Origin of the sequence: Bacillus sp. GMa5/1, from assembly GCF_050172015.1 — a bacterium.
In the GTDB taxonomy this organism is placed as follows: Bacteria; Bacillota; Bacilli; order Bacillales; family Bacillaceae_G; genus Bacillus_A; species Bacillus_A cereus.
In genome coordinates this window covers 1-11,170 of the sequence record NZ_JBNLYC010000136.1, presented here as the reverse complement: position 1 = coordinate 11,170, position 11,170 = coordinate 1, and the positions used below count along the sequence as shown (strand labels likewise).

The following is an 11,170-nucleotide window of genomic DNA, read 5'->3' as shown; positions in this document are numbered from 1 at the left end:
GGTATATCCTCAAGAATTAGAAAAGCCAACAACTGAAAATACAACGCAAACAGAGCAGCCGTAAGCTGTTTTTTATTTTGCACAAAATACGGTTTTTAAAGATAAGCGCGCAATAGTGGGCTTTTTTATTTTGCAAAGGAGGAAAGAATGTGGATCGTATTGACGTATTAATGAAAACATTTATAGCTACATCCGGAGCATTTTTCGGATACTTTTTGGGAGGATGGGATGCAACATTGAAAGTCCTAGTAATCATGACGGTAATTGACTATCTAACAGGCGTACTTGCAGCAGGTGTTAACGGTACATTAAAAAGCAAAATAGGATTCAAAGGCATTGCCAAAAAGGTAATGCTTTTTCTTTTGGTAGCGGCAGCCACACAAGTAGATGTTGTTATGGGAACTAATAATTCAGTTCGTGAAGCAACACTATTTTTGTTTATTGGAAATGAGTTGTTATCACTATTGGAAAATGCGGGGGCGATGGGTATTAAGTTACCTTCAGTATTTATGAATGCAATTGAAGTTTTAGGCGGCAAGCAAAAACAAGAAGATAAAAAAGGAGATGTTCAATAATGGGTTGTTTCGCAGGATCAGGTGGCCACAATAATATTGTACAAGGTGCAAATAGTGTTTATGGGAAAGAACATGTGGAGGACAGAAAGTTTCTTGACGCAGTTGCTAAATATGTACAAGCAGCAGGATGGAAATATGTGAATTGTTCTGATGAAGTTGGAACAACACAAACCGCAGTTTGGAGCAATGCAGCAAATAACCACTTACGAGTGAAAGATAGTGATGTAGATTTACAATTTCATTTAAATGCTTTTCCAGGTGGTACAGGCTGTGAAGTTTGGTTGCACCCATCATACGGAAATAGAGAATTAGCAGCAAAGATTTCAAAGGCAATGGCTGATGCCTTTGGTTTGAGAGACCGAGGCATTAAATTAACAACAGATTTAGGGTGGATTAATAAAACAAAGACTGGTCTATTACCCGAAATTTGTTTTATCGATAACGAAACAGATATGCAAAAATACCGTGCTAATTTCGATAAAGCAGCTAAAGCAGTAGCTGAGGTTATTGTTGGCAAAACAATTCAATCAAGTACAAATAATAGAGAGGTGGAGATTACAGTGAATAAATTCAGTAAAGTTGTTACGTATGAATTTGGAACAGCGTTAGTACCAGAAATGTTAGGAATGATGGATGCTCTTGGATATGAATCTCGTATTATCTCATTTGGAGATAAACAGGGATTAGTTAGATTTGAAACAGCATATCGCCAAGGGAATGAACTAGATCGAGCAACAGCATGGTTGGATGCTAGAGGTCTTAAATACTTCTATACAAAAGAATAGTTTAATTAACATAAATAAGAGCCGTCCTGTTGGGCGGCTTTTTTTATTTTGCACCAATAATATCAATGAATTTCAACGTCATATTATTATAAAATGCATCCGTACAAATTATAGATTTATTCAACGGATCAATATCAATGACGGTCATATAGCTAGTAAGTAAAAATCCATCTTCATAATACGTAATTAGTATTTCTTCTTCAGATAATAAGGAACATAATAACATGTTTTCAATTAATTCTTTTTCTTCATCTGTTAATATCGGCCGAGTTACTTTGTTTTTCTCCTTAATAATCTCACGTATGCCGTCAAACTGTGTTGTTAATGCTGCGAACGGAGTCCATTTGACCATTTTTCTCCCTTTTGGCATATTAGCGTTTCTCATGATTTATGCCCTCCTATTAGTGTGTTTCTGTGTCTAGCTGTAGCGCTATGCGTGTAGGAAATCCCTCGTAAAATACTGTTCTTACCAAATTTAGTGCGTATTTCGTCCATTACTTTAGTTAATTTCATTTCTTTTTCTCGTTGTATTACATTATCGAATAGTGAGATTTGTTCTTCACCTTCATTGATTAAGTTAGTTAAAGAAACATTTATGGATCTAATGGGTTCTCCAGTGTAAAACTCGTGTAAAAAATATGTACAAATCTTATATATATCCATTGTTAAATTGGTCGGTCGATTCATAGTGTGTGTTTTTCTGAAGCCACCAGCGTAATTTTTGCTGTAACCAATGGAAAAATGAATAGTTTGAGCTAGTTTGTTTTGCCTTCGCATTCGATAACAAACTTCTTCAATATGCTCCAGTAAAATAATCGGGAATTCTTCTATAGTGTAATCACGCATAAGTATTTGACTCTTACCAATAGAAGTTGATGCCGGAACGTATTTTTCTGATATGCGGCTAAAATCTATGCCGTTACTATGTAAGTGTAATTCTTCGCCAATAACACCGAAGCTTTGCTTTAAGTATTTGAGTGGATATTGCGCTAAGTCTCCGATTGAATGAATCCCTTTTCGGTTTAACTTCGCTTCTGTTTTACCCGAAATCCCCCAAAACTTACTAAGTGGTCGTATTGGCCATAATTTTATGGGTACATCTTCGTATTTCCAGTATGCTATGCAATCTTTCGTATTCTTTGCTTCCACATCTAAAGCCACTTTGCTCATTAAAGGATTAGGACCAATTCCTATCGTGCATTCGATTCGTGTCTTTGCATAAATTTCACGTTTGAATTTTAATGCGAAGTCGTATGGGTCGTTAGCAAACAAATGAATACTATCCGTAATATCCATAAAAAACTCATCGATGGAATATTGATGAAAATCCTCAATAGGCACGTATTGTAGAGCCAACTTAGTGATGAAATTAGAGCATTTTATGTAAGTACTCATAATTGGATTCACCACAAGGATATCTTTACGACGTGGTATTTCGTATAATCTTGCCATTTTCTTAACACCCAACGCTTTTAATGGTGGGGTTGCGGCCAAAACAATTGAACCACTCCTATTCACATCACCGACTACAGCTAATTTAGTATGAAGTGGGTCTAATCCCATCTTGATGCAACTGACTGAAGCATAAAAGCTACGAAGATCTACACATAAAACAATTCGGTTTGGCAATATTGAATAGTCATACACCGTTATTCCCCCTAAATAACAGAACGTTAGTTCTTATTATATACGAATGTATGTTCTTTTATGAAGAGGTTTTTTCAAAAAAATAAAATAGCCCCACTATTTTTAGTGAAGGCTACATCCAAAAATCATGTTCATCTATGTTCTTCCCTAACTTCTTCATACCTTTAACGATTTGAATTATCGTGGAAAATTTCGGTCTATATTTTTTATCATTACACAACTTAGAAATAGTGGCTGTACTTAGTTTCGATGTTCTTTCTAATTCAATTTGCGCTATTCCATTCCGGTCGAGATAGCTACCAAATTTTGTTCGTTTTTTCCCTAATCCGAACACGCTTATCACCTCATCAACATCTTGACCTATTTCTTACTTTTTTAAACTAAGGCAAAAAAATAAGAAATTGTCCAAGCTGCACACCATATGCTTTATCAAGGTCGCTACTAAAGTAACTATCAAACCTATTATCAAAGCAGCTACCAAAGTAACTAGCTTAACCACTATCAAGGTAACTAGCATTTGTACTATCAAAGTAGCTATCAAGTTAGCTACTAAGGTAACGATATCAAGGTATTGGGGCGATAAACCTATGTATCATCAGGATTTTAAATTCTGTTTATAAAGGGGAGAATGCAATGAACATCAAGATGTCATCAAAAGAAACTTGTGGGTATTGTAACTGTCTTTTATCCGATTGGTTGTTTTGGAGACTGAACGGAAAGAAGTATTGTTCAGAGTCTTGTGCAGAATGTGATAAATAATAAAAAAGGCGGTGGCTTTATGTTTACAAGAAAACAAGTAATCCCTTTCCGTTCATTTATGGATGGTTCATACAAAGACAAAGTACCAAAAATAAGAAAATATAATTCTGTTAGTCCATTAGCATTTCTCCATATGTCAGACCAAATGATAAATACTTACCTTGCACTTGGAATCATGGGAACGGTTTTAATTGGGGCAGTGGTACTGGAAAAATATCTAGTGAAAAATGACCATGTATCCGCAGCAAAACTTGTAAGTGAAGGAATTTATCATGGAACACGAATAGGTGGAGTTTGTCTAATTGGTTATGTATTTATTAGGCTCGTAATTATGTTTTGAGGGGTGAACATATGGGGATTGTAAAGGATTGGCTGCATAAACAAAGTTTGAAGAATCAACTTATAGAGGTATTTGGAAAAGCAGGTTTATATGTGGACCATCAAACAAGAGGTGGGAAGGTGCCGATTTATCCAAAGATACATTCTGTTTCTTCCACACAAGAAAATGTTCGATATGTATTTACCATTCCAAATGGTTTGGATCCGAAGACGATTGAAAAGAAATGGTTTTGCTTTCAACAAATATTAGGTCGTAATGTAGCAATTGAAGGTGATATTAAAAAGTTTGTACTCAATGTATTTCATTCGGATGCAGGACTACAACCATACAATTACAGTTATAAGAAATGGCAGCCGTTACTAAAACAGCATCGTCTACCTGTTGTGGTAGGTCGTGACCAATTCGGAAACATGATTGTATATGACATGGTTGATTCAAATACACCGCACTTATTAATTGCAGGAGAAACAGGGAGTGGAAAAAGTAGTATGGTCCGTGTTGTGCTATCCACACTCATTCAATACATGTCACCTGATAAATTACATTTGTACCTGGGCGACTTGAAAAACTCTGAGTTTCATTTCTTACGAAGAGTAAAACACGTAAAAGAGGTTTGCATGGAAGAAATCGAAATGAAGATCATGCTTCAGAAAGTGTGGAAGGAAATACGCGAACGTAGAAAATTGATGGAAGAGTATGAAGTGGATCATATCGATGAATATAACAAATTGAATCCCGATAATCAGAAACCGTATATCTTACTTGCTATTGATGAAGTGGCCATGTTGCAAGATGAAAAAGAATGTATGTCCACAATCGAAAAAATGTCGGCAGTCGGTAGATCACTTGGTGTCTTTCTTATGCTCAGTATGCAACGTCCTGACGCGAAAGTATTAGATGGTAAGTTAAAACTCAATATGACGGTAAGAATGGGCTTTAAATGTGATAGTACGATTAACAGTAATATCATGGGTACACCTGGTTCGGAACACTTAGAGCAATCGGGCCAAATGATATTAAAGCTAAATGGATTAAAGAAAGTGCAAGCTCCATTTTTAGAATTAAGTAAAGCGAAACAAATCGTTGAACCTTATCGCATTCCAAAAGAAGATATGAAGCTTCAGAATCCTCTACAAGAAGATAATCGATTGTTCGGGGTGTTAGATTATGAGGAGTAGAGATAAAGCAATACTGAACAATTTGAAACGTTTTAGATGTATGTCTAGGGATGACATTATAGATTTGCATTTTAATGGACTTAAAAACGCGGTTACTTGCTGTAACACGGTGATGAAACGATTAAGGAGAGACGGTCATGTGGATGCCAATATCACACAGCAGCCATTTATATATTTCCCTCATCCCAGCACACTTCGTAAAACTAGTCAAAAGATTCCTCACTTCCTCGGTATTGTAGACGTATATAAACAGCTTATCCATTATGAAAAACCGAAACTATTTAAAGTGGAGCCTAAGTACGGGAAAGAATTTATGGAACCAGATGCATTTACAATCTGGCGCAGATCTCCATTCTTCATTGAAGTTCAGAAGTCAGTTTACAGCAAGAAGATTATGCAAGATAAGATAAACAGGTATGAATTATATTTTCACAGTCAGGAATGGCACAACGAATCGTGGCAGCCGAAAGGAACTAAATACTTCCCGTCAATCCTTATTATTACTGATAAGCAGTATGATATTAATTCTTCTAATTTACGTATCTTCCAAGCTTATTCAATTAGCAATTTCATGGAGAGTCTTGCAACAAAAATATAGTAACTGTTCCCTAACTAAACAGCACACCCAGTTGTACGGTCGAAGCTGGGAAGAGTTACAAGGATAACAGGCAATATACATGTTATGTAACCAAAGGTAAATATAGAATAATAAATCACAATAAAAAATCAATTTAATATATAATTCAAATTATAAATTGTCTAATATAGAGGGGATTAAAAATAATGAAAAATTGGTATGAAAATATGGATAAAATAACAATATTCATAGGGTTCGCAATAATTTATCTTGGAATATGCAATCTTATAGGTGTCACGGTAATTCCTCCAGCGCTAGTAACAGGAATTTCCATATCAGGTTTTTGTTTAACTCTCTCTGACTCCATAGATAGATTAAAAGAAAATCGTAATAAGAAATTCTTGTCATTTTTCGCAAATTTATTAGGTAATCTTCTATATTTTCTAGCTGCCACTAGCATTGTTTGTTTCCCATATATGCTAAGCATCACTTCTTTATCTGAAGATACATTGGAAAAAATGAGTACTATCGCCAGTGTGATTGCTTTAGGGTTTGTATTTGTATCTATAGGATATAACAATAAACGAGAAGCATTAAAAGCTGCCGAAAAACGAAATGAGAAACTAGATAAATTATTAGCAGATGTTAGAATGTATGCTACAACATCTAATGAAATGGGTGAACAAATGGATAAGCTTGATGAACTTATGGATAAAACTGTTACTATTATTAAAAGAAAAGATGAACAAATTAATGAATTAACTAAATTAGTTAAAGAATTACAAGAACAAAACGCCAATACCCCTTTTTGATACGGGTTATTGGCGTTTTGATTTATCACATATTAACCTATTTGTAATTCAAATCCTCCATCATCACCAAATAAATCAGCAATTCCATTATCTATTTAATCCAAAATTGCCACCATTTCTTTTTCTCCTGCGCAGCAACTAACATCTTTTTAGTCTCTTGTTGTTCGCGAATCGTTTGCATGAGTAGTTCGTCATGGCTCTTTAAACGTTCACCAAGACGTTCCTCTGCTGATTGTATTCCCTCGTTCATGTGTTGCTGTATTTCTTCTTTAAGCTCGTGTTTAATCTCTTCTCTAAGCTCTAATTTTAATTCATCTTTCCAAACATTAAAAGCTAGTTGTTTTAGTTCCTCCAAGGCTTTATCGCGATCATTATCTCTAATAAGAGGGGCAGGAACAACCCCCGTTCCACCGTTCCTATCTTCCGAACTGTATTCTTCAGCGATGACTTTAGCAGCCATAGAGCGTGTCGTTCCAGCGTTCCCGATAAGCGATTGAAACTTCCGTAATGCAATCAAGTCATGTTCTGTGAAAGCTCGGTTTTCTCTGTTCTTTCCGTCCTTAACTTTGATGAATTTGTATCCGTTCTTCTCAAGTTCCAAACACCATTTACGTAAATAGCTATCACTTATGCCGAGAGTCTCAGCAACTTCCTTAGTCCAATAAGACTTTTCTAATGAGTCACGATTCCCGTTCCACTGTTCCTGATCCATTTATATCCGTTCCCCCTTTCGTTCCTATTGCAACATTCTCCCTAAGAATCTACAATCCTCCCTAAAAACCTTTGAGAATAAATAAAAAAGACAAGCGTTATGCTTGTCCTCTTCTTTGTTATTTAGATAGGAATCAATTCCTATTCTCGACTTTTATTCACTTCAAGTACTTGTTTTACAGCGTTTTTTACTAACGTCTGCTTTGGTGCAGGTAATGAAGCAACTTTTTCTTCGATTAACATATTTATTACTTCGTAAATTTTCATATCTTCAATTGTAGCAAGTGTTGAAATGGCTGTATGTGTTTCTAATGAGACACGGAAAGATTTCGGCAACTCTTTCGTAGTAAGTTTTCTCTTAGGCTTTTCAAAGAGCTTGTCCTCTTCTGAGGAATTTCGGTTTTCCTTTTCTATGTCAGTATGATCGCTTTGAATAGTTAAATCTGAACTTTCGGTAATAGGCGTCAAAGTCACTACAAAAGAATTACTCTTATTTTCCACAGGTACCACTCCTATTTAGTATTTATAAATACTAGCGATTTTTTTAAAAAGATACATGTATCTTTAGATACAAAGATACAAAGATACATAAAGAAAAGCTATGAGGACGGGATTTCCTCATAACTACTTGTTATTAGAAGTTATATTTTTAAGTATACGTTGCTCCCGCTCGGTTAAATTATTAGCGATGTAAAACTCTAAAATTTCATCAATAAATTCGTAATTTTTCAAGCTTTTCATTGTACAAATGGTTTTAATTTTGCTGAATGATTCGGGAGTTACTTTTATGTTCTTTCTATCTTGTGCTGTTAAAACTTTCTTTTGGGGTGTGGTATTGTTATTTGTACTCTGAACATTTCTTTCTGTATTAGCAGATTGCGTTATCTTCGGTTCTTGCGGTGTTTCCCTTTTGATTAAAGCCACTTATGTCAATCCCCTTCCCTAACTTAGTAAGTTTATTTTCTACGAAATACTTTTGTGTATATCTATATCCCGGTTCAATATCTCCCTCGGTTTCGAAAAGGTGAATTCTTTCTTCTAATTCACAGAAAATATCACAGAATAAAGCTAGCATTCTCTTATCATGATGATCTTCAAATTGTAACCCGATTCGTGGATACCATTCTAAACGTGCGTGATTGTTAATAATTGTAGTAAATACATTCTCTTCACCAAAAGTAGCGATTGTACTTTTTACAATTTCTTTGTGTAAGGCACGCTTTTGTTGCAGTAATACAGGAAGTACTCCGGCAACTTGCATTTTTACGAGCGAACCAAAGTCATCAACTAATGTTTGGATGTATTCAAAGATTAAACGTTGGCTTCCTTCGTATGAAAATTGTTGAGTTTCTTGAACAACAATAATGTAGTCACTTGCTACCATCGCATTATCCACTTTTAAATCTGTTGAAGGTGGAATATCGATGAATATGTAATCGTAGTTGTATTTGATTTTTTCTAGCAATCTAGAAAGGTAAAAAGTTCTGTCTTCAACTGTATTAAATGTTTCGATTAAGAAGTCAGCATATTTCCTCATGTCATATCCACATGGAATCATGTCTAGGTTTTCGTGAAGCTGCACAATACCTTCTGATAAGTCTCCATCTTCAAGACACTTCATTAAAGTCTTTTGCATTTCGGTAATATTAAATGATTTCGCTAAGAATGTTGTACCATTCCCTTGAAGGTCAGTATCAATAAATAAAACTTTCTTATTAAAGATTAAAGAAGCCACAAGAGATTCCATACACGAATCAGTTGTTTTTCCAACTCCACCTTTTTGTTGGGCGTTGATTATTACGTATCCTTTTTTCACAGGAATCGCTCCTTTTAAAATTGTAATATAATTGTAACAAAGGATAAATGTATCTTTTTATCTTTTTATTCTCGAATTGATAATAACACGAGCTCGTACAAAAAGTAAAAGGGTAAATGTATCTTTTTTTATGTTTAATAAATTAACCCTATTTTTCTTGTACAACGTATTTTAAGAAAAAGTTGTTAAATCAACGTTAATTTATGTATCTTTTTATCTTTCTATCTTTTTATCTTTGTATCTAAAGATACACAAAGGTAAACTATGTATCTTTGTATCTAAGGATAAATGTATCTTTTTATCTTTGTATCTTTTTATCCTTTGATTGAATAGATCAAAGGATAAACACACGATTATAGAGGTATTTACAAAGAAAAAAGCTTGTTGTAACGTAGTACACAACAAGCAACATTCTACAAAACAAAACATATTTTGATAAATCAAATCTACATAAATAGATTGAGCAAAACAATTGAATATGAACACAAAACAAAAAGCCACTCCCATATGCTATTGGCGCCAACCGATAGCGGGAATGACTTTCTCTAGCAAGTGTACCACCACTTGACTAGAAAAACTGTATTCAACGACAGTGTTAACGTTTAAGTAGTGCACCAACACTTACCTTAAACAACTATGCCTTTTCACGAGGCTTCTTTGATATACCCATTTTATCTATTGTTTGGATAAATATCAACTAGTAAATACTAGATTTGATTATTTTGTAGTCCAAAAGATATATATCGGGCATCTCTAAACCTAGAAGTCTTGTGGATCTACAGGCCATTTAGGAATTGGAGATGCCTTTTTGTTTTTTGTTCGCGTGGAATTGCCTGATACCACGTAAATAAAAACTGATAAGCCGTAATTCCGTGCTGCTATACATATAGGAGGAACGTGTTACGTGCGTGGCTAGCTGTTGGTCGTGCAGGGGGTACAGAGTATGCGCCTACAAAAACAGCACCCCTCATTGGATTCCTGTTCATCTGATGAGGGTGGGTGAGAACGTGCCCAGGGACGAATCCCTAAAAGGTTCGGGTGGTTATCGTTAGCATTACGGTGCTAGGGAGTACATTCAGTTTGTCGTGTAGGGACGATATTACAAGGACAAGCCATAGTAAAAGGATGTATGCGGTGAAAATCGCTGAGTGAACAGGGTCTATACATACGGATACCTTATAAGTGACCGCATGGCGAAAACAAGACGCTTATCCATCTATTTTGATTGATTACTTTTTTGTAGTCTTTCAAAGTAGGGGATAAATCTGCCTTCCAGCCGTGTTCCTTAATCGTTCCCACATGATGCAAACCCTCAAGACCTTCAGTCAAGATTAATTAAGAAGAAAAGATGAAAAACATGAGATTGTTTAAGGCCTGGAGGAATGACTTGCTAAGATAGAGGAATAAATAAGGAATTTACTACTTACTTGGTTAGAGGAGAATGGGATTATTTATAGGTAGTGTCCCATAGTGTATCTGCTTAAACCTGTTATTATTTAGACTATTTATTATTTTGGAGGTTATTTATGGCTAGTTGTATTTCTATATTAGATTGGTATCAGAATGGTGATTTATCTGTAGAGGATTTTTTAGGGAAACTATATGATCTTGCTATATCGGATTATCATTCTGGTGTTAAGAAAGTTAATCCATTTGATGGTGATATAACAAACGATTGTATTAAAACAGCTCAATTAGGAACTTCTATGAAGAAAAGATTAAACGAGTTTATTAAGAAGTATGTAGTTTTAGAAGGAGATACCCCTAAGGTCATGTATTTTCCTGTATATTTATATTCTTTACATCCTGAATTTGATACTATTTCAATTGCCTATGGTGTACAAAAAGAGTTTGAAGATGATATTTATCATATTTTATTAGGTAGTATAGATGGAAGTGATAAAGATGCTTTTATATTTACATGTTTGAATTGGGAAAATACATGTATTAGAGTTTGGAAAGAAAGAGTT

At 34.8% G+C, this 11,170-nt stretch carries 15 protein-coding genes; 8 read left to right on the top strand and 7 right to left on the bottom strand.

The window, feature by feature from the left end; genetic code table 11:
* Positions 1 to 149 precede the first annotated feature (149 nt).
* A complete protein-coding gene (locus ACQGSG_RS22460) occupies positions 150 to 575 on the top strand; it encodes a phage holin family protein (RefSeq protein ID WP_426948051.1) in 426 nt (141 codons plus the stop codon).
* Positions 575 to 1,360, top strand: coding sequence for an N-acetylmuramoyl-L-alanine amidase (locus tag ACQGSG_RS22455; RefSeq protein ID WP_426948050.1), 786 nt, complete (start codon positions 575 to 577; stop codon positions 1,358 to 1,360). Before ACQGSG_RS22460 ends, ACQGSG_RS22455 begins: the two co-directional genes overlap by 1 nt.
* Positions 1,361 to 1,403: 43 nt before the next feature.
* Here ACQGSG_RS22455 and ACQGSG_RS22450 read toward each other — a convergent pair whose 3' ends face one another.
* From ACQGSG_RS22450 to ACQGSG_RS22440, 3 genes are all read right to left on the bottom strand, one after another.
* Positions 1,404 to 1,745, bottom strand: coding sequence for a YolD-like family protein (locus ACQGSG_RS22450; RefSeq protein ID WP_426948048.1), 342 nt, complete (start codon positions 1,743 to 1,745; stop codon positions 1,404 to 1,406).
* Entirely contained in the window at positions 1,742 to 3,007 is a 1,266-nt protein-coding gene (locus ACQGSG_RS22445; protein WP_426948046.1) for a Y-family DNA polymerase, read from the bottom strand. The genes ACQGSG_RS22450 and ACQGSG_RS22445 overlap by 4 nt, the downstream gene beginning before the upstream one ends.
* A 112-nt stretch (positions 3,008 to 3,119) precedes the next feature.
* Positions 3,120 to 3,341, bottom strand: a complete 222-nt coding sequence (locus tag ACQGSG_RS22440; RefSeq protein ID WP_000467329.1) for a helix-turn-helix domain-containing protein — start codon at positions 3,339 to 3,341, stop codon at positions 3,120 to 3,122.
* Positions 3,342 to 3,640: 299 nt separating this feature from the next.
* Between ACQGSG_RS22440 and ACQGSG_RS22435 the strand changes: the two genes are divergently transcribed.
* From ACQGSG_RS22435 to ACQGSG_RS22415, 5 genes are all read left to right on the top strand, one after another.
* Positions 3,641 to 3,766: a hypothetical protein gene (locus tag ACQGSG_RS22435; RefSeq protein WP_256627422.1), complete on the top strand. Its 126-nt coding sequence runs from the start codon at positions 3,641 to 3,643 to the stop codon at positions 3,764 to 3,766.
* A 19-nt stretch (positions 3,767 to 3,785) separates the two neighbouring features.
* Entirely contained in the window at positions 3,786 to 4,106 is a 321-nt protein-coding gene (locus ACQGSG_RS22430; RefSeq protein WP_033696111.1) for a hypothetical protein, read from the top strand.
* A gap of 11 nt (positions 4,107 to 4,117) precedes the next feature.
* Positions 4,118 to 5,284, top strand: a complete 1,167-nt coding sequence (locus ACQGSG_RS22425; protein WP_426948043.1) for an FtsK/SpoIIIE domain-containing protein — start codon at positions 4,118 to 4,120, stop codon at positions 5,282 to 5,284.
* Positions 5,274 to 5,882, top strand: a complete 609-nt coding sequence (locus ACQGSG_RS22420) for a replication-relaxation family protein (RefSeq protein WP_426948041.1) — start codon at positions 5,274 to 5,276, stop codon at positions 5,880 to 5,882. The genes ACQGSG_RS22425 and ACQGSG_RS22420 overlap by 11 nt, the downstream gene beginning before the upstream one ends.
* 185 nt (positions 5,883 to 6,067) lie before the next feature.
* Positions 6,068 to 6,673 (top strand): hypothetical protein, encoded by a 606-nt coding sequence (locus ACQGSG_RS22415; RefSeq protein ID WP_227595650.1) that lies wholly within the window; start codon positions 6,068 to 6,070, stop codon positions 6,671 to 6,673.
* A 91-nt stretch (positions 6,674 to 6,764) separates the two neighbouring features.
* On the opposite strand, the gene ACQGSG_RS22410 is transcribed toward ACQGSG_RS22415, so the two are convergent.
* The 4 genes from ACQGSG_RS22410 to prgP form a co-directional block, all read right to left on the bottom strand.
* A complete protein-coding gene (locus ACQGSG_RS22410) occupies positions 6,765 to 7,385 on the bottom strand; it encodes a DUF3967 domain-containing protein (protein WP_426948039.1) in 621 nt (206 codons plus the stop codon).
* A 140-nt stretch (positions 7,386 to 7,525) separates the two neighbouring features.
* A complete protein-coding gene (locus ACQGSG_RS22405; RefSeq protein ID WP_426948038.1) occupies positions 7,526 to 7,894 on the bottom strand; it encodes a hypothetical protein in 369 nt (122 codons plus the stop codon).
* 114 nt (positions 7,895 to 8,008) lie between these two features.
* Positions 8,009 to 8,308 carry a hypothetical protein gene (locus tag ACQGSG_RS22400; protein ID WP_098123987.1) on the bottom strand — a complete coding sequence of 100 codons (300 nt, stop codon included), beginning with the start codon at positions 8,306 to 8,308 and terminating at the stop codon, positions 8,009 to 8,011.
* Positions 8,253 to 9,200, bottom strand: coding sequence for a ParA superfamily DNA segregation protein PrgP (gene prgP, locus ACQGSG_RS22395; RefSeq protein ID WP_058839868.1), 948 nt, complete (start codon positions 9,198 to 9,200; stop codon positions 8,253 to 8,255). The genes ACQGSG_RS22400 and prgP overlap by 56 nt, the downstream gene beginning before the upstream one ends.
* A 1,526-nt stretch (positions 9,201 to 10,726) precedes the next feature.
* Here prgP and ACQGSG_RS22390 point away from each other — a divergent pair.
* A partial coding sequence (locus ACQGSG_RS22390; protein ID WP_426948036.1) for a hypothetical protein occupies positions 10,727 to 11,170 on the top strand: 444 nt, incomplete at its 3' end.